This is a genomic window from Adhaeribacter aquaticus DSM 16391, from assembly GCF_000473365.1.
In the GTDB taxonomy this organism is placed as follows: Bacteria; Bacteroidota; Bacteroidia; order Cytophagales; family Hymenobacteraceae; genus Adhaeribacter; species Adhaeribacter aquaticus.
In genome coordinates, this window is record NZ_KI421517.1 from 1,791,873 (window position 1) to 1,814,947 (window position 23,075).

Consider the following 23,075-nt stretch of genomic DNA (forward strand, 5'->3'; position numbering starts at 1 on the left):
AGTTTTTAAAATTGAGATAGTTTTACTAATTTTGCACCTTGCAAGAAAATTGGAACGTGAAGAAGCTAACCGAATACGATATAAACCTAGTCAACCTCAAGGATAAAAAGCATGAGTATGACTTTGAGCTAAACAACGATTTCTTTGCGTTGTTCGAGCAAAATCTGGTAAACGGAGGCCAATTGCATGCCCATGTGATACTGGATAAATCATCCTTGTTACTCAATTTTGAGTTTCAGATAAAAGGTGATATTAACCTGACTTGTGATCGTAGTTTAGAGGAATTTGATTATCCAGTAGATATAAATCAAACTCTTCTGGTTAAGTTCGGAGATCAGGAAGTGGAATTGGATGAGAATGTGTTACAGATAACAAATGACACCCAATCCATAAATATTGCGCAGCATTTGTTCGACTATATTGGCGTATCTATACCGATGAAAAAATTACATCCTCGCTTTGAAGTGGATGAGAATTCAGAAGGTGATATTTTAATATATACAACCGGTACAAACACCGATGCAGATGAGTCAGAAGATGATTCAGCTGATCCTCGTTGGAATATTTTAAAAGATTTAAATAAAAATTAATTAATACAATTGTAGTTTACTAAAATGGCACATCCTAAACGTAAGATTTCCAAAACCAGAAGAGATAAAAGAAGAACGCACCAAAAATTAAGTGAAAAGCAGTTGGCTACTTGCCCGACTACTGACACGGTGCATCGTTACCACTACGCTTATGTAGTTGATGGCGATCTTTATCATAAAGGCAAGTTAGCTATAAAGAATTATACCTCTGTTGCCTAGTTCCGGTCATAAAACCGGCTGCCTTGTTCTGAGTGTATAATTTTTTAATCTACTTTTAATGAAAATAGCCCTGGACGCTATGGGCGGCGACTTCGCGCCTGATGCCATTATTGATGGTGCTATTCTGGCTACTCAACGTTTAGAGGAAGATATCACGGTTGTTCTGGTTGGGAAGAAAGACATAATTGAGTCGCATTTACAGAAGAGGGGCTTTAGCTCTTCCAGAATTGTGATTGTTCATGCCGATGAGGTTATTGAGATGGGAGAACATCCCACCAAAGCTCTTACCCAGAAGCCTAATTCCAGTATTGGGATAGGTTATCACCTGCTCAAATCTAAAGAAGTGGGTGCTTTCTGCAGTGCAGGCAACACCGGAGCAATGATGGTTGGCGCCATGTTTAGCGTAAAAGCAATACCAGGTGTTTTACGGCCTTGTATTGCTAATTTATTACCTAAATTGGATGGTAGAACCGGTATCTTTCTAGATGTGGGGGCTAACGCAGAGTGTAAACCAGAAGTTCTGGAACAATTTGGGGAACTAGGTTCTATTTATGCCAAATACGTTTTAGGTATTCCTAATCCTAAAGTTGGTTTAATGAATTTAGGCGAGGAAGAAGGAAAAGGTACCGTTATAACGCAGGCTGCCCATCAATTATTAAAGGCTAATAAAACTATTAACTTTATTGGCAATATTGAAGGACGGGATCTATTCAACGACAAAGCAGATGTTATTGTCTGTGACGGCTTTACTGGCAATGTTATTTTAAAAATGGCGGAGTCCATTTATGATATCATGGCCAGTAAAAACATGTCGGACCCTTTCTTCGACCATTTTAACTATGAAGCTGTTGGCGGAAGCCCAATTCTAGGTGTAAATGGCAATGTTGTTATCGGACACGGTGTTTCAGGACCTGTAGCCATCAGCAACATGTTACATTTGGCCTCTGGTTTGGTAAAAGCCAATATCTCAGAACATTTTAAAGAAAATTATAGCGCCTAAACTTCGGTTTAGGCTTATTTTTTATATGACCAAAATTACTGCTGCAATTACCGGCGTTAGCGGATATGTTCCGGATTATGTTCTAACGAACAAAGAGTTGGAAACCATGGTGGAAACCAATGACGAATGGATTGTAACCCGCACCGGCATTCGGGAGAGAAGAATTTTAAAAGGCGAAGGTCTGGGAACATCGTATATGGCCAACATTGCGGTAAAAGACCTTCTTAAAAAAACCAATACCAATCCGGAAGATGTAGATTTGATAATCTGCGCCACCTCTACTCCGGACATGATTTTTCCGGCAACCGCCAATATTATCGGTAAAGCAGTGGGGGCGGTAAATGCTTTTGGTTACGATTTACAGGCTGCCTGCTCTGGATTTTTATTTGCCTTAGCCACCGGTTCCCGTTTTATAGAATCTGGCCGGTATAAAAAAGTAATTATTGTAGGCGGCGACAAAATGTCATCCATCATTAACTACAAAGACCGCACTACCTGTATTATTTTTGGAGATGGTGCCGGTGCCGTTATGTTGGAGCCGAATCTTGAAGGATACGGTGTACTGGATGATGTACTACATGCTGACGGAACAGGAGAACAATTCCTTTACCTAAAAGCAGGCGGTAGCCGCTATCCGGCCACTGAAGAAACGGTAGCACATAATGAACATACCGTGGTACAGGAAGGAACAACTGTATTTAAGTTTGCAGTAAAAGGTATGTCGGATGTGGCAGCTGAAGTAATGGAACGCAACAACTTAACCGGCGATGATATTGCCTGGTTAGTTCCTCATCAAGCTAACAAACGTATTATCGATGCCACAGCTTCCCGTATGAATGTAGGCACTGACAAAGTAATGTTGAATATTGAGCGTTACGGAAACACCACCAGTGGTACTATTCCTTTGTGTTTATGGGATTACGAATCGCAACTGAAAAAAGGTGATAAAATAATTTTAGCAGCCTTTGGTGGAGGTTTTACCTGGGGTGCTGTATATGTAAAATGGGCTTACGACCCTATCCAGAACTAATATTTTTTACCCTAAATTTCTGATTAAAAAATTTAGGGTATTTTTTTGCCCTATTGTAAAGGAAAATTTATTTCTAATAGATAACTTTAGCGTTTTAAATAAAAAAAGAGCTTAAAAATTAGCTACTATCAAGCTCTATAATAATATAAGAATGGCAACTACAGCAGATTTTAAGAATGGCTTGTGCTTGGAGTACAACGGCGATTTATATGTAATTACAGAATTTCAGCACGTAAAACCAGGTAAAGGACCAGCTTTTGTCAGAACAAAACTAAAAAACATCAAAACCGGAAAAGTCATTGATAATACTTTTAACGCTGGTGTAAAAGTTACCACTGCCCGTGTAGAACAACGTCCGCATCAATATCTTTACAAGGATGATTATGGTTACACGTTCATGGATAATAATACTTTTGAACAAGTGGTATTGGAAGAAAAAATGGTTCCTTTTGCTGATCTATTAAAAGATGGTCAGGAAATAACTATATTGTTCCATGCCGAAACAGAAACGCCGCTTACCTGCGAAATTCCTCCTTTTGTTGAATTACGAATTACGTATACAGAACCAGGTATCAAAGGAGATACAGCTACCAATGCATCTAAACCTGCCATAGTAGAAACTGGCGCAACTATTCAAGTACCCCTTTTCATTGAACAAGACGAATTGATAAAAGTAGATACGCGTACTTACTCTTATGCTGAACGTGTAAAATAGCCTCTATGAAACCAAAAGAACTACAAGAACTCATTGACTTTATTGCTAAATCAGGCTTAAATAAAGTAGATATTGAAACGGAAGAATTCAAGCTATCTGTAAAAAGAGATGCTGATACGCCCAAAATCCAGTATTTAGGCGCTCCGGCACCTGCAGCACCACAACCGGCACCAGCCGCAGCACCTGCAGCACCGCAACCGGCACCAGCCGCAGCACCTGCACCGGCCGCACCAAAAGCTGATGGTGACGATAGCAAGTATGTAGCTATTAAATCACCTATGATAGGTACTCTTTACCGGTCTTCTAGTCCAGAAACGCCTTCTTTTGTAAATGTAGGTGATGAGATTAAGAAAGGTGATGTTATTTGTATTATTGAAGCAATGAAGCTTTTCAATGAAATTGAAGCTGAAGTGTCAGGTAAAGTGGTGAAAATTTTAGTAGAAAACGCCACTCCGGTAGAATACGATCAGCCTTTACTTCTGATTGATCCAAGTTAAATTGAAATTTGAAATACGAAACAAAGTGCTAATGGAGATGGTCTTTACCTCTCCATTTTCCTTGTTATAAACATTCAAATTATCAAAAGTATATTTACCTAAACTGAATTATGTTTAAAAAAATACTAGTTGCCAACAGAGGGGAAATTGCCTTACGGATTATCCGGACGTGCAAGGAAATGGGCATAAAAACGGTTGCCGTATATTCCACTGCCGATAAAGAAAGCTTACACGTACGGTTTGCCGACGAAGCAGTTTGCATTGGACCTCCACCCAGTGGGGCTTCTTACCTAAACATTCCAAATATTATTTCTGCAGCAGAAATCACCAATGCTGATGCCATCCATCCTGGTTATGGATTTTTATCGGAGAATGCCGAGTTTTCCCGGATTTGCGCAGAAAATGGAATTAAGTTTATTGGCGCCTCTCCGGAAATGATTAATGCTATGGGCGATAAATCTTCGGCTAAGGCGACCATGAAAAAGGCAGGGGTGCCAACTATTCCTGGTTCCGAAGGTTTATTAAAATCTGTGGAAGAAGGAATTAAAATTGCTAATAAAATTAAGTATCCAGTAATCATCAAAGCTACTGCCGGTGGTGGTGGCCGGGGTATGCGAATTATTAATAGTGACGACGAATTTGAAAAAGCCTGGAATAGTGCCCGTACCGAAGCTAAAGCAGCTTTCGGGGACGATGGTATGTACCTGGAGAAATTCGTGGAAGAACCTCGTCATATTGAAATTCAGCTAGTAGGTGACCAACAAGGTAAAGCCTGCCACTTATCGGAGCGGGACTGCAGCATTCAACGCCGTCACCAAAAATTAATTGAAGAGACTCCCTCTCCTTTCATTGACGAAAAACTGCGGGAAGCCATGGGTAACGCCGCTATTGCGGGCGCCAAAGCCATTGCTTACGAAGGTGTAGGAACAATTGAATTCCTGGTAGATAAAAATAAAGATTTTTATTTCATGGAAATGAATACCCGTATCCAGGTGGAACATCCTATAACCGAAGAGGTAATTAACTTTGACCTGATAAAAGAGCAAATTAAGGTGGCTGCTGGTATTCCTATTACGGGTAAAAACTATTATCCGCAAATGCATGCCATTGAATGCCGCATTAACGCTGAAGATCCGGGTAACGGTTTCCGTCCTTCTCCTGGTAAAATCACGACCTTACACATTCCTGGTGGTCATGGTGTTCGGGTAGATACTCACGTTTATGCTGGCTATACCATTCCGCCAAATTACGACTCTATGATTGCCAAGCTTATTGTTTGTGCACAAACAAGAGAAGAAGCTATTGTTAAAATGAAACGGGCTTTAAGTGAGTTCGTAATTGAAGGTGTAAAAACAACCATACCATTTCACCTGAAAATGATGGATGATGAAAACTTTAACAGTGGTAACTTTACCACAAAATATTTAGATACTTATGACTTTAGTGAATTTGCTGCTAAATAAGGTTTAAGTGCTAGTACATAAAAAGAAAGCCGGACTTTAAAGACCGGCTTTCTTTTTTACTATGGTAAGACAAAATCAAATTAACTAAAACTTCTTCACTTCTTCCTCGGCTATTATCTCCTCCAACTCCTGGTACCAGCTTTCGCCGTATTTCCGAATCAAGGGCTCCCGTAAAAACTTATATACTGGTACACCTAAATCCTGGCCAAAACTGCAAGCTGCATTACAAATGTGCCATCTATCGTAATTCAACGCTTCAAAGCCATCGTATTTAGAAATCCGGATTGGGTATAAATGGCAAGAGATTGGTTTCTTCCACGAAATTTTACCGTCCAGATACGCTTGTTCAATGCCACACTTTAATACCAGGTTTTCATCGTATATGGCATAAGCACATTCACGGTCACCAATAGTAGTGGTAGAATAATCGTCTTCCCAGTCTTTTATATACAATCCTTGTTCTTCTATTGCTTGCTGACCAGCTTCAGATAAATAAGGCTTAATCTGTTCGTAGTTTTCCTGCAGTATCTGGAGCTCTTCTTCTTCTAACGGAGCACCCAAATCTCCTTCAACACAACAGGCACCTTTACACTTCTCCAGGTTACAGACAAAGAATTTATCTTTAACGTCGTCGCTAATAACTGTGTGTTGTAATACTATCATTTTACTCTTTATTAGAAAATACAAAAGTACAGCTTATTAAGTTCGAATCAATAAACTCTTATGTTAAGTACCAATCTTTCCTAATTAAGCTACATTAATATAATCATTTCAAGCCACAGTAGAGGTTCAGGCCACAGCAGAAGGTCTGAATACTGCTATATAACTCCTTTCTAATTTTTACGTTTATTTTTCACGAAAGCTTTAGCGGACGGTTTACGAGGGGCTCTGAATATCAGCTTTTAAACTTTTCTTCACGCTTGCTAAAGCCGTCCGGCTTTGTTATATTTAGATAAATGCTACGGTTATGAAAAAGTTACAAACCAACTGGCTTACTGATGGCCTGATTGATTTTGAATATAAAAAATACATGTTGCTGGCTTATTTGGAAGGGGTGAAAGAAGAATTTGGCTCTAAACGCCTCTACCCTATTTTTTCGGACCTGATTATGCACTACAACAACCTACTACAGGTAAAGGAAAATAAGAAGTTGGTTTATGAGCAGTTTCCACAACGTATTAGCCGGGCAGATTTCAAGAAGCTGGAAATTGTTTATAAAAAGATTGTGGATGATGATGAAACCATGCAGGAGCTAGAGGAAATTATAGAATACGCCGCACCTAAATTTAACCTTGCCCTACAAAACGGAAAGGAAATATATGATTTTATTGAAAGCAATATTGAAATAAACCCGGTTGGCATTACGCCCCTATACCGCGATGCTGGCTATTTCTTTTTAGATGAGTATCCGGGTTACGAAACCAAGGTATATGAATACAAGCTGTCTATTTTTGAGAATACCCACGAAACCTACCGGGGCATTAACGCCCGTTACGTCGATACCATCCGAAGGGGTTTGGTAAATACTTATGAAAATATGAAAATAGAATTGGCACGAAAAAACAGTACCATGCCTAACCCGGCTACTTTTGTAATTGTGGCAAAAGTACCTTGTCCTTTTGACCAATCGTTGCTCCCAATTGCCAAACGGTCGTTGGTAAAATATGTAAGTACTCTATAAATTTTAAAGCCGATACAACTATTGTACAATTTAGTTGTATCGGCTCTTTATCTCCTTGCCATAATTTTTTACTACAATCTTTTCATAAATAAATTACAAGAAATGCTCTTAGCTTCTCAAAGATAAGAAGTTGACTCAGGCTATAATATTACTTGGTATCTGTAAAGGTTAAATTCCTTTTTATAAAATATATGAAACTCACTTCCAAGATGGTGTTCTAAATTTTCATTGCATCACAGAAAGCATAGCTAATTATTAAAACTGTACACCTTACATTGTTCAGGTTTACCAACTTTATTTCAACATTAGCTTTTCCATTAAAAATTCAGATTCTTAAACCCATCAAACCAATCCTGCACATTCCTTGTTAAGAAAGTAAGAGTTAAGACCAAAAATCTTTAACTTCGCAATTCTTTTCACAGACAGCTTAGCAGCGATGGATTACATTAAACTTCTAAACGAATCTCAACGAGCAGCGGTATTACAAACAGATGGACCAGTTATGATTATTGCTGGTGCCGGATCGGGTAAAACCCGGGTACTTACCTACCGCATAGCCCATCTTATAGAGAAGGGAGTAGACCCTTTTAATATATTATCATTAACCTTTACCAATAAAGCCGCCCGCGAAATGCGAGAACGGATTGAGAAGGTGGTGGGCGGTGAAGCCAAAAACATTTGGATGGGAACTTTCCACTCCGTCTTTTCCCGTATTCTTCGGGCTGAAGCACCTAAAATTGGTTATCCCAGCAGCTTTACCATTTATGATACCGACGACTCCAAAACGTTGATCAGGAATATTGTGAAGGAAATGAGTCTGGACGATAAATTATACAAACCAGGCATGGTGTTGGGCCGCATTTCAGCAGCTAAGAACAAATTAATTTCTTGGCAACAATACAAGCAGGATCCTACGATTCAGGCCGATGACGACGCGGCTATGCGTCCTAAAATTGGTAAAATCTACGAAACCTACCAGAACCGCTGCTTTAAAGCCGGTGCTATGGACTTCGACGATTTGCTATTTAATACTAATGTTTTGTTCCGCGACCACGTGGACGCTTTAAACAAATACCAGCATATTTTTAAATATGTAATGGTGGATGAGTACCAGGATACCAATTACTCTCAGTATTTAATTACCCGTAAGCTGGCCGCTAAAGACCGCAATATTTGTGTGGTAGGTGATGATGCTCAAAGTATTTATGCTTTCCGGGGCGCGGATATTCAAAATATATTAAACTTTGAACGCGACTATCCGGAGCTGGAAGTATTTAAGCTGGAGCAAAACTATCGCTCTACTAAAAACATTGTACAGGCTGCCAATTCAGTGATTAAAAATAACAAGGCCCAGTTGCGTAAAGATGTTTTCACGGACAACGAAGAAGGTACTTTAATTGAAGTACTTAAGGCTAGTTCTGATAATGAAGAAGGTAAACTGGTGGCTAATGCTATTTTTGAGGAGAAGATGAATAATCATCTTTCTTACGAAGATTTTGCCATTTTATACCGCACCAACGCTCAAAGCCGGGCCATGGAAGAAGCTTTGCGCCGGATGAATATAAAGTACCGCATTGTGGGTGGTTTATCATTTTATCAGCGTAAAGAGATAAAGGATTTAATTTCCTATTTACGGTTAACCGTGAACCACAACGACGAGCAGGCCCTGCGCCGGGTGATAAACTATCCGAAACGGGGTATTGGGGATGCCACCGTTGAAAAAGTAATTGTTACCGCCGATGAAACCAACCACACTATTTGGGAAGTAGTTACCAATGCGAAGAGTTTTATAACGGGCCGTATTGCTGCTCCTATCGAAGATTTTGCAACTAAAATAAAAAGCTTTGCGGTGCTGGCGCAAACCCATGATGCTTTTGAAGCAGCCAAGCACATTGCGAAGCAGTCTGGCATTATTGAAGATTTATACGCCGATAAATCAGTGGAAGGCGTTGCCCGCTACGAGAACATTCAGGAACTACTTAACGGTATCAAGGAATTTGTTGACGATCCGGAGAAAGAAGACAAAAGTTTAGCTGCCTTCCTGCAGGATATTGCTTTAATTACCGATGTAGATACTAAAAAAGAGGATAACGGCGAATATGTAACCCTAATGACAATCCACTCGGCCAAAGGTTTGGAGTTCCGGAATGTATTTATTGTGGGAATGGAAGAAAACCTGTTTCCGAGCCAGATGATGTTAACGTCGCGGGCTGATTTGGAAGAAGAGCGTCGGTTATTTTACGTAGCTATTACCCGGGCTGAGAAAAAGCTTACCCTCTCTTACGCCACCAGCCGCTACCAATGGGGCAACTTACGGGCTTGCGAAAAGAGCCGCTTTATTGATGAAATTGATACCCGGTTCCTGAACTTCCAATATGGAGATGGTGGAAATGTATTTGAGAAAGTACTGAAAAAGAAAAGTACTTTGAGTACATTGATGCCGGCTGCACCTAAAAAAGTAGCCAATAATTATGTGCCCCCTACCGACTTTGTACCAAGCGATACGTCTAACCTACAGGCCGGAATGCGCGTAGAGCATCCTAAATTCGGCTTTGGTGTAGTTTCTAAAATGGACACCCAGGGAAACAGCACTAAAGCTATTATTGAGTTTGAAGAAGCCGGGGAGAAAACCTTGCTGCTTAGCTTTGCCAAGCTCCGAATACATAATTAAGAGAAGATATCAGGTAATAAGTAGCCCGTTGTTTAGTTAAAATAATTCAGTGAGGTTGCTACCAGATACTTTTTACCTGATACCAATATTTTTCTTAACTTTGATCGTTAAACAATCCATACATGGTTGCCAATTCTTCCTTTAAACAAGAGCTGTTGCTGCGCGAATACGGCATCAACGTGCAAAATATAGTTAAATACATTTTAACCTTGCCGGAAAAAGCCGATCGGACACGTGCATCTTATCTGCTCGTAAACCTGATGGCTAAATTAAACCCGAGTCTGCGAGAAGTTCAGGACTCGCCACAGAAGCTTTGGAACCACTTATTTGTAATGTCTGATGGCAAATTAGATATAGACAGCCCTTATGCATTAAGTGCAATGGAATATCTGAACGAGAAGCCACTGCGGATGATTTTGCCTACCAGACCGCCACGTTACAAGCATTACGGCAAAAATGTGGAGCACCTGATTCAGAAGGCTATCGAAATAGAAGATCCTCAGGAAAAAGAAGCGGCCATTATAGCCTTAGGTAAGCTCATGAAAACGCTTTACAAAACCTATAACCGCGATAATATCACCGATGAAATCATTGTCAATAATCTAAAGGAATTATCCAAAGGGCAGTTAACGATAGATTTAGCAACGGTTGAGGCTAATAGTTTATTTGAGTCCAATGCCAGATCAAATAATACCAATTACTCTAACCAGAACAACCAAAACAACCAGCGCAAAAAGCAACAAAATAACCAGAACAACCAGCGCAAAAAGTAATCATAGGTAAAGCTCCATTTTGGGGTAGTTATTTATCTAGTTTTTTAGATTGTTTAAATAGTTTAATAATTCAACGTTGCAGGTAAAACCTGAAACGTATTCCATAAAACTTACCACTTAAAAATATTTAATGGCCTCTTTTGAAGTTATTGGTGGCAAAAAATTAAAAGGCGACATTCATCCGCAGGGCGCCAAGAATGAAGCTTTACAAATTCTATGTGCCGTATTACTTACATCCGAACCTGTCACCATTTCTAATGTACCCGATATTCGGGACGTAAATAAGTTAATAGAATTACTGGGTGATTTAGGAGTAAAAATAGAACGCTTAGCACCGGACACCTACCGTTTCCAAGCAGATGATATAAACCTGGATTACCTGGAAACTAATTCTTATGTAGCGCAAGGTCGTGCCATCCGGGGTTCTGTAATGGTTATGGGACCACTATTAGCTCGCTTTGGCAAATGTATGCTACCTAAACCAGGTGGCGATAAGATTGGCCGGCGGCGGATGGATACGCACTTTATTGGCTTGGAAAAGTTGGGAGCCACATTTAGTTATGACTCCAATGATAGCTATTTTCAAATCTCAGCACCTAATAAATTAAAAGGCACCTATATGTTGCTGGACGAAGCTTCGGTTACCGGTACAGCCAATATTGTAATGGGTGCAGTTTTAGCGGAAGGCATTACTACTATTTACAATGCTGCTTGTGAGCCTTATTTACAGCAGCTTTGTAAGATGCTAAACCGCATGGGAGCCAAAATTACGGGTACCGGTTCTAATTTATTAACCATTGAAGGCGTTGAGAAACTAGGCGGTACCGAGCACCGCATGCTGCCCGACATGATCGAGATTGGTTCATTTATGGGTTTGGCTGCTATGACTGGCTCCGAAATTACCATTAAAAATGCCCAGATTCATGAATTAGGTATTATTCCGGACACCTTCAAACGTCTAGGTGTTAAAATGGAATTCCGTGGCGATGACATCTTTATTCCAGCTCAGGATCATTACGAGATAGATACTTATATTGATGGTTCTATTCTAACCATTGCCGATGCAATTTGGCCAGGTTTCACACCGGATTTAATTAGTGTAGCTTTAGTTACTGCTACTCAGGCAAAAGGTACCGTACTCATTCATCAGAAAATGTTTGAGAGCCGTCTGTTCTTTGTAGATAAACTAATAGACATGGGGGCTCAGATTATACTTTGCGATCCGCATAGAGCAACTGTAATTGGGCAGAATCGTCAGGTTCCGTTACGTGGCATTCGGATGACATCTCCGGACATTCGGGCAGGCGTTGCTTTACTAATTGCGGCTTTATCGGCCGATGGTAAGAGTATAATAGACAACGTGGAGCAGATAGATCGGGGTTACCAGCATATTGACGAAAGACTAAATGCAATTGGTGCCGAAATACGCAGAATCTGATATAGTTTAAATAAACAAAGAATTATAAAAGCATCCTTCGGGATGCTTTTTCTTTTTAGGTGAAGCAGAAAATTTTTGGAACAACTTTCGCATCCTTGTTTTATTCCTTAATATAGCATTTAATAAATAGCCTAGATTAAACATTATGGGAGATATTGAAAAAATTGCCTTGCAGGAACAACGATTACAATTTGATTCTTTTAATGCTACTACCGCCTGGGAACTAGGTAACCGGCTAAAAACGGCCATTGAAAAAATGAACGCCAAGGCAGCAATCGATATTCAGATGAATGGCCAACCTTTATTTTTTTATGCCATGCCAGGCACCACCCCAGATAATGTGGAATGGGTTCGCCGCAAACGCAATGTGGTAAATCGGCTTTATCGAAGCTCCTACGCGATAGGACTACAATTGCAAAAACAAAACACGACTTTAACCGATAAACTGGGCGTTGAACTAAAAGACTATGCCACGCATGGCGGCTGCTTTCCGTTAATTCTAAAAAACAGCGGCTGCGTTGGCACCATAACTGTATCAGGGTTGCCGCAGCGCGACGACCACGAAGTAATAGTGGCCGTACTGGCAGATATGCTTGATCAGCCACTTACTGAGCTCGCTTTGGGTACACCGTCTAAGTAAAACTACTTCTTGCTTCCGCGGTAAAGCTCGTACTTTAGCAACCGACTATCTAAAGGGCCATTATATAGAGGGATACGCCGGGAGGCACGTAATCCAATATGCTTGGCCGCTTCAAGATTCGCCGTAAATATGTAAGCATCGTAACCAGAAAAATTTGTTTTCAGAGTATCTCCTATCGTTTTATATAACTCATTTATATCAATGGTCGCTTCCAGACGTTCGCCATAAGGAGGATTTAATATAACTACACCGTTTTCTCCTATTGCTTTAGCCTCGCGCATATCACGTACCCGCACCCTAATTTCGTCTTCCAGGCCGGCGTTGGTAATATTTGTACGGGCAGCATCTATATAATCCCGGTCGATATCTGATCCAATAATATCAATTTCAGCCTCTGGCAACCGTTTGCCTTTGGCCTCCTCTATTACCTGGTAATATAACTGCTGATCAAAGTCGTTCCAGTAACGAAAGCCAAAATTATCTTTCCGGAATATTCCCGGAGCAATATTATACGCCAATAAGGCCGCCTCAATTAAGAAAGTACCAGAACCACACATTGGATCAATAAAAGGAGACTTTTTATCCCAGCCAGTAAGCATAATAATACCGGCAGCTAAAACTTCATTTAAAGGAGCCACATTTGTTTGCAACCGGTACCCCCGCCGGTGTAAAGAATCACCCGATGAATCCAATGCCAACGTTACCTGGTTTTCGTGCATGTGCAGATTAAACCGGATATCTGGTCGCGCCACGTCTACACTAGGTCGTTCACCGGTTTTGCGACGGAACTGGTCTACAATGGCATCTTTGGTAAGCTGTGCTAAAAACAAGGAGTGTTGGAAAGTAGATTGGCTTACTACCGCATTAATAGCAAAAGTTTGGGACGTATTTAAGTATTCTTCCCAATTAATGCGGCTCACCTTCCGGTACAAATCGTCTTCGTCGCGGGCAAAAAAATTAGCAAACGGTACCAATATCCGAATAGCAGTACGGCACCAGATATTAGCAGCGTATAAAAGTTTTTTGTCTCCGGTAAACTCTACTGCCCGGGTAGCCAACCGGATATCTTGGGCACCTAATTGTCGTAATTCACCAGCCAATATTTCTTCTAATCCAAACTGAGTGGTGGCAATCATGGTAAATGGTTTATTCTGCATTTTCCGGTTTATTAGGTGCTATATATTTTTGTTAAATTCAAAGTTCAAACTTAAAGCAAATACTAGAATTTATTAAGCAGATATAGGTATTTAACTTGTAAAAGTTTAGAAGAGTTAAAGTAAAAAGATGCTGATTTTTGTTTTGTACCTTTGCAGCAAATAAATAAGCCAAACATGACTTTTAGGCAGAATTATTCTCTTAAAGATTTAAATACCTTTGGCCTTGATGTTACGGCCAAACAATACGCTAGTTTTAGCTCGGTGCAGGAACTGCAAGTATTATTACAACTCCCTGAACTGGATAAAAGTAATATCCTGATTTTAGGGGGCGGCAGCAATGTCTTGTTTACCCAGAACTTTGATGGAACGGTTTTACAAAATAAAATAGAAGGAATTACCATAACCGAAGAAACAGGAGACTTTACCCTAATAGAAGCAGGGGGCGGCGTTTTATGGCATGACCTGGTGTTGTTTTCCATTGAAAATAATTTGGGCGGTATTGAGAATCTGTCGCTTATACCAGGTACAGTTGGGGCAGCGCCTTTGCAAAACATTGGTGCTTATGGCGTCGAGTTGAAGGATACTTTTTATAGTCTGGAAGCTGTAAATATTGCATCAGGAACCGTTAAGCGATTTAAAGCTGAGGATTGTGGCTTTGGCTATCGCGAAAGTATTTTTAAAAAGGAGCTAAAAGGGCAATATATTGTAACCCACGTAACCTTAAAACTTTCTAAAAACCCCGTTTTTAATACTTCTTATGGAGCTATAAAAGATACGCTGATAAGCATGAACGTACAGGACCTTTCCTTAAAAGCCATTAGTGAGGCTGTTTGTTCTATCCGGAAAAGTAAATTACCAGATCCGAAACAAATAGGCAATGCAGGTTCCTTTTTTAAAAACCCCGAAATTTCTCAGGAAGATTTTGTTCAATTAAAGGCACAAAACCCGGATATACCTAGTTACCCAGCGCCAGGAAACAAAGTTAAGGTACCGGCAGGTTGGTTAATAGAACGCTGTGGCTGGAAAGGAAAAAAGCTGGAAAACTACGGCGTACATAAAGACCAGGCATTAGTTTTAGTAAACTATGGCGGTGCTCATGGCCATCAGATTAAAGCATTAGCCCACGACATTATAGCTTCTGTTAAAGAGAGATTTGGTATAACCTTAACCCCAGAAGTAAATATTTTATAATAAAAAAGCCGGGCCTGTGGGTCCGGCTTTTTTTATTATAAACAACTAAATTGTGATCTTTCAGCTTATTGCAGGAATAATTGGTACTGCAAAGTAATTGATCCCCGGCGTCCAGCAACTTTTTCGGCCGTGTTATAATAAGGCCGGTTTTGGTAATCTAAAGAAACCTTAGAACGGTGACCGGTAAGTAAATAATTGAATCCAATATTATACACATTAGTAGGATCATTTAATAATTCAAACCTCCCGTGGTAATAAGTTACATATGGTTGCAACTGTCCACGGTCCTCGCCTAATAAATTATTGGCCAACAAATAGCCTAGCTGGCCATAAACAATTTGTCCGGTACCCATCATAGGTATTCCATTTCCGCCTTTACTGGATAAATTACTTACTCCTGCATCTATAGAATTAGCATCGGCTGGGTTCATTTGTTGTAGGACCCGGATGTAATTGGGCCCAAAGTCATAGCTGTAATAACCTAAATAAGCGGTTAATGCCGTTCCTTTGGTGGTATTAATGGGTGTATCTAAAAATCCTTCTACATTCCAGAGCCGCATGTTGTGAAATTGGGTTCCTGTTGGAGATGCCGACCACATTGCATTCTTCTGACGGATAAATCCACCAGCCAAGTTCAAAACCTTTTTCTTGCCTAAATAGGTACCCGCCATGTAAGGCATTGTATTAGCTTCTTTTTCCCAGAACTGATACATTAAATAACCCTGGTATTGCTTATGATGGCCATAATTGGCAAAAGTGGCAATAGCTATTGGTGCCGGGTTGGATACAACTGCAGTGCTTATGGGAAAAGGATCACTTATAATAGCCCGGTAATCAAATTTACCTATTTGCCCACGCGCATACAGGCTAAGTTTACGATCGAATAAATCTATCTGATCCACGGTAGCCTGCGCCCAAACTGGTACATCTAAAGCCAGGATAGTTCCTATACTGGGTTGCGTAAACCGTGACAACCCATTAGTAGCGGTTAAACCAGCACCTACTTTTAATTCATTGCCTTTAGATAACCGGTATTCCCCTAAAGCATCATGAAAAAAAGCCTGTACTTTACGGTTCTGCGGATTAGCACCATTATTATAATTAAAGTTAAAGTTATTCATCCCGAACTGAAAGTATAAAAAAGCCCGGTCGGTAATTTGTCCGAACATCTGAATCCGGGTACGGCGGAGGCCAATGTCAAAAGTATTATTAGCCGGTTGTCCTAAAACCGTAGTACCCGGGTTACTTTGATCATACCTTAGCCAGGTCTGGTTTAAAAAGGTAGCCTGGAAGTAATGACTACCATCCTCATTCAAGTTAAATTTCAATGGTTTGTCATCAGCTCTTGTGGCTACAGGAACCGTTTCGGCTGGACTTACAGCCTCTGTTTGTGCGACAGAAAAAGAGCTGGCAGATACTAAAACCGCAAGCGATAAAAGTAGTTGTTTCATAGTATGATCGGTAAAATCAAATAATTTCCCTAAATAAATGATACAAAGGCTGGCTTACCTCCATCAAAAATCAACCTTTGGTAGGACCAAGTATTAGGCAAAGCTATTAAAAAAAGGAAGGAATGACCAAAAAGCATAGGAAATGATAATGTAAAATCAATTTTAAATTTTATAGAAAACAAGTAGCTTCTTAACCAATACAATAACGTTTTACTTTCAATAATAGTCCAGTTGTATAGTGTTGAGATAAAAAAAATGCCTGTTCCTAAATCAGGAACAGGCAATAAAATGGAAGCTTAAGCAGCAAAATGAATGGTTAACCAGACAGTTCTTAAATTTTTTATTTTAAAACTACAACCGATACCCCATCTCCCCCTCTTTCCACATATTCATCACTTACACTGGCCACTTCCCGTACACTGCGTAAATAATCTCTGAGGATTTGTTTTAATATGCCATTTCCCCGACCATGAATAACCTTAACTTCCGGTATACCTAACATCACAGCATCATCAACAAAGGCCATAACTTTAGTCAGCGCATCTTCGGCCCGCTGCCCCCTGACATCTAAGGTCAAATTAAAGTCAGCTAAGCGTTGAGTTAGATTTAAACTTTGATGTGATTTAGCAGCCTCCTCCTTTTTAACCCGATTAGATTTACGTTCGGTTCTGGTAAGGTTGGCCACTTTCACAATGGTTTTAATGTCGCCAAACATAACCTCAGCTGTTTTGCCCTTTATAGCCGTAATTTGGCCAACCGAATCCTGACCAATTAAAGCCACATAGTCGCCTGCCCCAAGTTCGCGGTTATCTGTTACAGCATTCCTTTTTACAGCTCGTACTTCAGGCTTTACCTTTTCAGCCGTAAAAGCTTCCAGTTTTTGCCTGGCTAGCTTGGTTTGTTCTTTATCGGCCTGGCTATCCTTTATTTGTTTTATGGTTGCCTCAATCTGCTGGTTGGTATCTTTAAGTAATAGTTTTGCTTTATGCTTAGCTTCCAGTAAAATATCGGCTTTACTTTCTTCAATATGTTCCTTCAGATCAGAATACTCTTTAACCGATTGTTTTAATTTACGTTCCTGAATTCCCAGTTCCCGGTTACGCTTTTCCAGTTCTGCTTTTTCAGCTTCCAGTTCTTCCAGTAACCGATCGTATCGGATTTTATCGTGGCCGGCCAGTTTCCCTGCTTTATTTACAATTTCTTGCGGCAAACCTATTTTGCGCGCAATCTCAATAGCAAAAGAACTTCCTGGTTTACCAATTTCCAGTTGATACAGCGGTTTTAATTCTTTTACATCGTAGCGCATGGCTCCGTTTACAATACCAACAGTTTTTTCGGCATAGTGCTTCAGGTTAGTATAGTGGGTGGTTATTACACCAAACACCTTTTGCTGATTTAGTTTATCTAATACGGCCTCGGCTATAGCACCTCCTAATTGGGGTTCAGTACCAGTACCAAACTCATCAATCAAACCCAGGCTCTTCCTACCCGCATGCACCACAAACTGCTTCATGTTTTGTAAATGCGAGCTATAGGTACTCAGGTCATTTTCCAGCGACTGTTCATCCCCAATATCAATGAATATATCTTCAAAAATACCAGCTTCTGAACCTTCATTTACGGGTATAAGCAATCCACATTGCAGCATATACTGCACCAGCCCCACTGTTTTCAGGGCTACTGATTTACCTCCGGCATTAGGACCTGAAATAAGCAAAATGCGTTGCTCGGGGTGCAAATACAAAGATAAAGGCACTACCTGACGCCCCTGAGCCAGAAAATTTAAAAACAATAAAGGGTGGCGGGCATTGTTCCATTTTATTAAAGGAAGCTTCTGGACCGTGGGTAAAGTCGCCTCAATACGGTTAGCAAAAATTGCTTTGGCCCGGATAAAATCTAATAAACCTAAATACTGGTAGGCCTTGCGTAATTCTGGAATAAACTGCCGCAAGTGATTTGTCAGATGAGTTAATATTCTGATTAACTCCCGATGATAAGCATTCTCCAGATCTTTAATATCATTGTTTAGTTCAAAAACAACGTCTGGTTCTATGTAAACAGTTTGACCGGTGGTAGATTCATCGTGGATCAGTCCTTTTACTTTGCGCTTATGTTCAGCCAGCACAGGAATTACAATCCGTCCTCCCCGAATAGTTGGTTCAGCATCGCTGTTGGTCCAGCCAGAATTCTTAGCATTTCTTAAAACCGATTGAATCTGCTTACGCAAAACACCTTGTTGATGAATCAAATCGGTCTTTAATCTAGATAATTCCGGCGAGGCATTGTCACGTACCTGACCATTATCATCCACCACTTTATCCAGGGCAGCAATTAAATTACGATCAACTATTACAGCCTCGCCTAACGTTTGCAAGTAAGGATACTGTCCTGGTTCGGCCTGCGAAAAGAAAGTTAATGCCTGCCGGATAGTTCGCAGCGACATTTTTATTTCATAAAAGGCATAAACATCTAAAAAAGTATTCTCAATAGCCGCCCGGTTCAGGTGCTCTGTTACATCAAAATAATATTGGGTAGGAAAATCGCCGCCAGCTGCTAAAACAGCTTTAAATTCATGGGTTTGGTGCAACAGTTTCAGCACCAGATCTTGCCGCGTTAAAAACTGCATGCGGTTTACAAACCACTGCCCTAGTGGGCTTAAGCATATCTTCGTTAGGGTTTCCCGAATTTGAGTAAACCCTATTTTATTTTCAAAGTTTTCTGGGTATATCAAGGTTTATTTATTCTAATTTTTGATCATCAATCTGGTGCCCCAAAAATGGGATTACCAGGCTATATAAAACAATTTTTTAGTAGAAATGATTTACTAAGGGTAAACTTTTATTAAGATATAATAGTCCAATAAAGTTTTAAAATCAGAATCGTTAACCTAAGTTTCCAATAGGTTCCGCTAAAAAACCTTTATATAAATTTCTGATTCAGACCCTATTCCCAAGCTTTAAAAAGAAATACAAACTCCTTTAGCGCTTATCAAAATTTTTCTTCTATCCCTAAACCAAACAAAGCAAAATCATATTTTACCGGGTCCTCCGGATCAAACTGTTTTAGCTGGTGGGTTAATTCAGCAGCCGTTTGCCAATCGGTTTGCGGACGGGTTATTAATCCTAACTTGCGCGCTACCCGATCTACATGCACATCACACGGGCAAATTAAATCAGCTGGTTTAATCGTTTTCCAAATGCCAAAATCTACGCCTTTATCATCCTGCCGCACCATCCATCGCAAGTACATATTAATGCGTTTACAAGCCGATTTTCGGGCAGGAGTAGATATATGTTTACGCGTTCGTTGGGGCGCCTCCAGAAGGCTAAATACTAAATTATAAAAATATTCAAGTCGTTGCTTCTGATCCGTTATAGTTCCTGAATTCGTAAAAGCATCTTCTAAAGTATCATGTTGTTGGTAAAAAGTTTGCATGAAATAAATCAAATACAATAAATCTGTATCAATAAAGGTGCGATGCTTAAAGCCAAGCAAGTTCTGTAAATCTTTTTCCTGATGGTTTTTAATAAATTCAGCCGGAGCATTATCCATTCGGCTTAATAAATCCCGGCATTTGTTAATTATGGTAACTCGTTGGCCCCAAGCCAGGATAGCAGCAAAAAAACCAGCTATCTCAATATCTTGTTTTTGAGTGAAGCCATGCGGAATAACAATTGGATCGTTGGGTATGAATGCTGGTTGGTTAAATTTTTCATACCTATCATCCAACAGTACTTTTATGTTTTTGTAATTTAACATAATAAATAAAATGAAACCCATTTGCCCAGACTAACTGAACAAATGGGTAAAACAATTTGGAGCTAAACAAATATTTAAGGCATGTATGATACTTCTACCCTGAATTTATTATCCAGAGCCGCTAACTTTTGGTAAGCTCGTTTCGAGATTTTAACTACCACTTTGTCATTAGCACCTGTTTCAGGCAGTTTACCAATTACCCGCACATACACGCTCTGGTTATTCATAATATTTTTAACCTGCAGAATTGTACCTACAGGTGCCGATTTGTGCAAGGCTAAGTATTTATTATTATCGTTCCGACTGTCGATTACCTCTGCCAGGCCACTTTGAATGATTTTAGTAATGGTTTCGGATGATTTTTCTTTTTCTTCAGTTACTTCTGTAGTAGACCTGGTAGTTTCTACTGGTCTGGTTGCCACTGGAGTTGGAGCAGGTGGCTCTGGTCTGGCTATTGGTTCTTCCGGAGCAGTTGCTCGGGATGCTAAGCCTACAATTAAGTTCTCGCCAATATTTACTACATCCGACGTTAAATTATTCCATCTTTTTATATCAGCAGTAGAAACATTGTATTGATTGGAGATGGAGAACAACGTTTGTTTAGATTCAACCTGATGAATTCTATTGCCTTTTGCATCAAATTTCGGAGCTGGCGCAGCTGTGGCCACCGGGGCAGAAGTACTTACCGGAGTAGGAGTAGCAGCAGCTTTAACAGTAGTAGCTGGTGTAGATGTGGTTGCGGCTGTAGCAGGAGCCGCTGCCCGAGGAATGTAAAGTATTTGGTCAATTCTTAAACCCGCATTTACGCCAGGATTAGCACTTGAAATTTGAGCCACCGAAACCCGATATCTCCGGGAAAGAGAAAATAAAGTTTCTCCTTTTACTATTTTATGTACTACATGGTCCTGTCCGCTTCTTTTTTCTGTTCCTATAGAGTCTAAAGGAGCTACAAAAGCCCCTGCCATACCTTTATTGAGAAGCGTTAAAAATAAAGTGGTAATTAAAAAAACTTGCTTAAACATAATACTTCTAAAATAAACTAAAACCCGTAACCCAACAATGTGCTTTTATTTTTCAATAAAATTAAGCTATTCTGTATTATAAAAAAATTATCTAAACCTAGTCCCTCCAGGTTGGTAGCTAAATCCTCCTTCAGGATAAGCTCTCCTTCCAAATTGAAGACAGCTACCCTATAGCATCTTTGGTTATTTGCATCAAAATTATAAAATCCTAAAATAAAAAAGTCTTTAGTTTCTAAATAATCAATGGCATCTTTTACTGTAATGTTTATTTTACTCTCTAAAAACTGCTGCAACGTACTAAAATGGGCACTAGAATCGGGATAATGGCCGGGCACCAGTACTGGTAAGCGCCGGTTTGCCTGATATGCAGCAAATATTGTTGGCATAGCAGAGGAGGACGCATTTTCAGATTCTGTAGTAAGCATTTTACCCGTAAAGGAGTCAATCAGCGATAAAGGTGCTTCCAACGCTTCATTTTTCTTTACTAATAACCCATCAGGTATAAAACCATAATAAATAAATTCTGGATCTTGCCAGAGCAGTTTACCTGTTTTTACCTCCACCGCCGTTATCCCCTTATGACTTCCAAATCTGCGGTCGCCGATACCATGGAAAAATAATATTCCCTGATGAATATCCTCCAATCCAACGTACCAGGGTTCTCGGGTTTTATAATCAGACAAAAGTAAGGCTCCGGTTTTAACATCCAATACAGAAAAGCTGGTATGCAACGTATCCGCATCTCTTACCTCAACGGCCAACAAGCCATGCTTATCATCAATCCTTATTTGCCAAACAGGGGCCGCTAACGCTATGTCGAAGATTTGCTTCAATTAAAATTTTTCCTTTTTCCGGTTACCCGTTCCATCGGCAAAGTTAAAAAATAGACCTTACAAATTAGCTTCTTTAGCCAGAAGCATTCCCTTTACTTATAATTTAAGTAAATTCAAGCTTACTATTCCAAATCTGGAATTAATTTTACCTTTTGAAATTTTCTAGCTTATAACTTGTATGAAAAGCATTGGTATCATTCCGGCACGTTATTCCTCAACCCGCTTCCCTGGTAAACCACTTGTAGACATTGGTGGCAAAACAATGATCCAACGGGTGTACGAACAGGCAAAGAAGGCTAATTTAGAACATGTTGTGGTGGCTACCGATGATGAACGCATTGCTGAAACCGTACTTCAATTCAATGGCGAAGTAGTTTTAACATCGGCCCATCATCAAAGTGGTACCGACCGTTGTTTTGAAGCTTTTCAGAAATTTAGTTACCCAGCTGATTGTATAATTAATATTCAGGGAGATGAACCTTTTATTCAGCCTGAACAGATAAATATTTTACTTAATTGTTTTACAGAAGAGCAAACGCAATTGGCCACGCTTATAAAAGAAATAACCTCACCTTCCGAATTATTTAATCCTAATACCCCCAAAGTTATTTTAGACCAGCAACAACAAGCCCTTTACTTTAGCCGACATCCTATACCCTACTGCCGCGGAACTGAACCAGAAAACTGGCTACAACAGCATACTTATTACAAACATATTGGCATTTACGGATACAGAGTGGATGTATTAGCCGAAATCACAAGATTGAGTCCTTCTAAACTGGAAACCTGCGAATCTTTGGAACAACTGCGTTGGCTGGAAAATGGCTATAAAATAAAAACCGCTATCACTACCTATGAAAATTTTGGCATTGATACCCCCGAAGATTTAGAGAAAGCACTTAAATTGGTAAGCAATAAGTTATAAGCGGTGGATTTCAAAAATAT

General features: G+C 39.9%; 21 protein-coding genes. 14 read left to right on the forward strand and 7 right to left on the reverse strand.

Annotated elements, in window-relative coordinates; all coding sequences use genetic code 11:
* Positions 1 to 38 precede the first annotated feature (38 nt).
* The 7 genes from ADHAQ_RS0110010 (at position 39) to accC (ending at position 5,514) form a co-directional block, all read left to right on the forward strand.
* On the forward strand, positions 39 to 590 hold the full coding sequence (locus ADHAQ_RS0110010; protein WP_245590594.1) for a YceD family protein: 552 nt from the start codon (positions 39 to 41) through the stop codon (positions 588 to 590).
* A gap of 24 nt (positions 591 to 614) precedes the next feature.
* Positions 615 to 809 carry a 50S ribosomal protein L32 gene (gene rpmF, locus ADHAQ_RS0110015; RefSeq protein ID WP_026462812.1) on the forward strand — a complete coding sequence of 65 codons (195 nt, stop codon included), beginning with the start codon at positions 615 to 617 and terminating at the stop codon, positions 807 to 809.
* 58 nt (positions 810 to 867) lie between these two features.
* Positions 868 to 1,809 carry a phosphate acyltransferase PlsX gene (gene plsX / locus ADHAQ_RS0110020; RefSeq protein WP_026462813.1) on the forward strand — a complete coding sequence of 314 codons (942 nt, stop codon included), beginning with the start codon at positions 868 to 870 and terminating at the stop codon, positions 1,807 to 1,809.
* Positions 1,810 to 1,834: 25 nt separating this feature from the next.
* On the forward strand, positions 1,835 to 2,839 hold the full coding sequence (locus ADHAQ_RS0110025) for a beta-ketoacyl-ACP synthase III (protein ID WP_026462814.1): 1,005 nt from the start codon (positions 1,835 to 1,837) through the stop codon (positions 2,837 to 2,839).
* A 151-nt stretch (positions 2,840 to 2,990) separates the two neighbouring features.
* Entirely contained in the window at positions 2,991 to 3,554 is a 564-nt protein-coding gene (efp, locus tag ADHAQ_RS0110030) for an elongation factor P (RefSeq protein WP_026462815.1), read from the forward strand.
* A gap of 5 nt (positions 3,555 to 3,559) precedes the next feature.
* Positions 3,560 to 4,051 carry an acetyl-CoA carboxylase biotin carboxyl carrier protein gene (gene accB, locus ADHAQ_RS0110035; protein WP_026462816.1) on the forward strand — a complete coding sequence of 164 codons (492 nt, stop codon included), beginning with the start codon at positions 3,560 to 3,562 and terminating at the stop codon, positions 4,049 to 4,051.
* A gap of 110 nt (positions 4,052 to 4,161) precedes the next feature.
* On the forward strand, positions 4,162 to 5,514 hold the full coding sequence (gene accC, locus ADHAQ_RS0110040) for an acetyl-CoA carboxylase biotin carboxylase subunit (protein WP_026462817.1): 1,353 nt from the start codon (positions 4,162 to 4,164) through the stop codon (positions 5,512 to 5,514).
* 84 nt (positions 5,515 to 5,598) lie between these two features.
* Here accC and ADHAQ_RS0110045 read toward each other — a convergent pair whose 3' ends face one another.
* On the reverse strand, positions 5,599 to 6,177 hold the full coding sequence (locus ADHAQ_RS0110045; RefSeq protein WP_026462818.1) for a DUF3109 family protein: 579 nt from the start codon (positions 6,175 to 6,177) through the stop codon (positions 5,599 to 5,601).
* Positions 6,178 to 6,481: 304 nt separating this feature from the next.
* Here ADHAQ_RS0110045 and ADHAQ_RS0110050 point away from each other — a divergent pair, with 304 nt between their 5' ends.
* From ADHAQ_RS0110050 to ADHAQ_RS0110070, 5 genes are all read left to right on the forward strand, one after another.
* On the forward strand, positions 6,482 to 7,195 hold the full coding sequence (locus ADHAQ_RS0110050; RefSeq protein ID WP_026462819.1) for a hypothetical protein: 714 nt from the start codon (positions 6,482 to 6,484) through the stop codon (positions 7,193 to 7,195).
* A 436-nt stretch (positions 7,196 to 7,631) separates the two neighbouring features.
* Positions 7,632 to 9,866, forward strand: a complete 2,235-nt coding sequence (locus ADHAQ_RS0110055; protein WP_026462820.1) for an ATP-dependent helicase — start codon at positions 7,632 to 7,634, stop codon at positions 9,864 to 9,866.
* Between the two features lie 122 nt (positions 9,867 to 9,988).
* A complete protein-coding gene (locus ADHAQ_RS0110060) occupies positions 9,989 to 10,639 on the forward strand; it encodes a DUF4290 domain-containing protein (protein ID WP_026462821.1) in 651 nt (216 codons plus the stop codon).
* 130 nt (positions 10,640 to 10,769) lie between these two features.
* Positions 10,770 to 12,077, forward strand: coding sequence for a UDP-N-acetylglucosamine 1-carboxyvinyltransferase (gene murA / locus ADHAQ_RS0110065; RefSeq protein ID WP_026462822.1), 1,308 nt, complete (start codon positions 10,770 to 10,772; stop codon positions 12,075 to 12,077).
* Positions 12,078 to 12,222: 145 nt separating this feature from the next.
* The gene (locus ADHAQ_RS0110070) at positions 12,223 to 12,717 is read left to right on the forward strand and encodes a heme-degrading domain-containing protein (RefSeq protein WP_034256725.1); all 495 of its coding nucleotides are present in this window, start codon (positions 12,223 to 12,225) and stop codon (positions 12,715 to 12,717) included.
* Positions 12,718 to 12,719: 2 nt separating this feature from the next.
* Here the strand turns inward: ADHAQ_RS0110070 and ADHAQ_RS0110075 are convergent, their stop codons facing one another.
* Complete coding sequence (locus ADHAQ_RS0110075) at positions 12,720 to 13,874, reverse strand: THUMP domain-containing class I SAM-dependent RNA methyltransferase (protein ID WP_034256726.1); 1,155 nt, start codon at positions 13,872 to 13,874, stop codon at positions 12,720 to 12,722.
* 174 nt (positions 13,875 to 14,048) lie between these two features.
* Here ADHAQ_RS0110075 and murB point away from each other — a divergent pair, with 174 nt between their 5' ends.
* Positions 14,049 to 15,065 carry a UDP-N-acetylmuramate dehydrogenase gene (murB, locus tag ADHAQ_RS0110080; RefSeq protein WP_026462825.1) on the forward strand — a complete coding sequence of 339 codons (1,017 nt, stop codon included), beginning with the start codon at positions 14,049 to 14,051 and terminating at the stop codon, positions 15,063 to 15,065.
* A 65-nt stretch (positions 15,066 to 15,130) separates the two neighbouring features.
* On the opposite strand, the gene ADHAQ_RS0110085 is transcribed toward murB, so the two are convergent.
* The 5 genes from ADHAQ_RS0110085 to ADHAQ_RS0110110 form a co-directional block, all read right to left on the reverse strand.
* A complete protein-coding gene (locus ADHAQ_RS0110085) occupies positions 15,131 to 16,516 on the reverse strand; it encodes a hypothetical protein (RefSeq protein WP_026462826.1) in 1,386 nt (461 codons plus the stop codon).
* Between the two features lie 340 nt (positions 16,517 to 16,856).
* Positions 16,857 to 19,247 (reverse strand): endonuclease MutS2, encoded by a 2,391-nt coding sequence (locus ADHAQ_RS0110095; RefSeq protein WP_026462828.1) that lies wholly within the window; start codon positions 19,245 to 19,247, stop codon positions 16,857 to 16,859.
* 257 nt (positions 19,248 to 19,504) lie between these two features.
* A complete protein-coding gene (locus ADHAQ_RS0110100) occupies positions 19,505 to 20,275 on the reverse strand; it encodes a TIGR02757 family protein (protein ID WP_026462829.1) in 771 nt (256 codons plus the stop codon).
* Positions 20,276 to 20,349: 74 nt separating this feature from the next.
* The gene (locus ADHAQ_RS0110105; RefSeq protein WP_051359834.1) at positions 20,350 to 21,297 is read right to left on the reverse strand and encodes a LysM peptidoglycan-binding domain-containing protein; all 948 of its coding nucleotides are present in this window, start codon (positions 21,295 to 21,297) and stop codon (positions 20,350 to 20,352) included.
* 17 nt (positions 21,298 to 21,314) lie between these two features.
* Positions 21,315 to 22,130, reverse strand: a complete 816-nt coding sequence (locus ADHAQ_RS0110110; protein WP_026462831.1) for a DUF4905 domain-containing protein — start codon at positions 22,128 to 22,130, stop codon at positions 21,315 to 21,317.
* Between the two features lie 178 nt (positions 22,131 to 22,308).
* Here ADHAQ_RS0110110 and kdsB point away from each other — a divergent pair, with 178 nt between their 5' ends.
* A complete protein-coding gene (gene kdsB / locus ADHAQ_RS0110115; protein WP_026462832.1) occupies positions 22,309 to 23,055 on the forward strand; it encodes a 3-deoxy-manno-octulosonate cytidylyltransferase in 747 nt (248 codons plus the stop codon).
* Positions 23,056 to 23,075: the final 20 nt, after the last annotated feature.

Bases quoted from the DNA above. Each gene is read 5' to 3' on its own strand.
- rpmF (WP_026462812.1), top strand. From the start codon at position 615: ATGGCACATCCTAAACGTAAGATTTCCAAAACCAGAAGAGATAAAAGA.
- plsX (WP_026462813.1), top strand. From the start codon at position 868: ATGAAAATAGCCCTGGACGCTATGGGCGGCGACTTCGCGCCTGATGCC.
- ADHAQ_RS0110025 (WP_026462814.1), top strand. From the start codon at position 1,835: ATGACCAAAATTACTGCTGCAATTACCGGCGTTAGCGGATATGTTCCG.
- efp (WP_026462815.1), top strand. From the start codon at position 2,991: ATGGCAACTACAGCAGATTTTAAGAATGGCTTGTGCTTGGAGTACAAC.
- accB (WP_026462816.1), top strand. From the start codon at position 3,560: ATGAAACCAAAAGAACTACAAGAACTCATTGACTTTATTGCTAAATCA.
- accC (WP_026462817.1), top strand. From the start codon at position 4,162: ATGTTTAAAAAAATACTAGTTGCCAACAGAGGGGAAATTGCCTTACGG.
- ADHAQ_RS0110045 (WP_026462818.1), bottom strand. From the start codon at position 6,177: ATGATAGTATTACAACACACAGTTATTAGCGACGACGTTAAAGATAAA.
- ADHAQ_RS0110050 (WP_026462819.1), top strand. From the start codon at position 6,482: ATGAAAAAGTTACAAACCAACTGGCTTACTGATGGCCTGATTGATTTT.
- ADHAQ_RS0110055 (WP_026462820.1), top strand. From the start codon at position 7,632: ATGGATTACATTAAACTTCTAAACGAATCTCAACGAGCAGCGGTATTA.
- ADHAQ_RS0110060 (WP_026462821.1), top strand. From the start codon at position 9,989: ATGGTTGCCAATTCTTCCTTTAAACAAGAGCTGTTGCTGCGCGAATAC.
- murA (WP_026462822.1), top strand. From the start codon at position 10,770: ATGGCCTCTTTTGAAGTTATTGGTGGCAAAAAATTAAAAGGCGACATT.
- ADHAQ_RS0110070 (WP_034256725.1), top strand. From the start codon at position 12,223: ATGGGAGATATTGAAAAAATTGCCTTGCAGGAACAACGATTACAATTT.
- ADHAQ_RS0110075 (WP_034256726.1), bottom strand. From the start codon at position 13,874: ATGCAGAATAAACCATTTACCATGATTGCCACCACTCAGTTTGGATTA.
- murB (WP_026462825.1), top strand. From the start codon at position 14,049: ATGACTTTTAGGCAGAATTATTCTCTTAAAGATTTAAATACCTTTGGC.
- ADHAQ_RS0110085 (WP_026462826.1), bottom strand. From the start codon at position 16,516: ATGAAACAACTACTTTTATCGCTTGCGGTTTTAGTATCTGCCAGCTCT.
- ADHAQ_RS0110100 (WP_026462829.1), bottom strand. From the start codon at position 20,275: ATGTTAAATTACAAAAACATAAAAGTACTGTTGGATGATAGGTATGAA.
- ADHAQ_RS0110105 (WP_051359834.1), bottom strand. From the start codon at position 21,297: ATGTTTAAGCAAGTTTTTTTAATTACCACTTTATTTTTAACGCTTCTC.
- kdsB (WP_026462832.1), top strand. From the start codon at position 22,309: ATGAAAAGCATTGGTATCATTCCGGCACGTTATTCCTCAACCCGCTTC.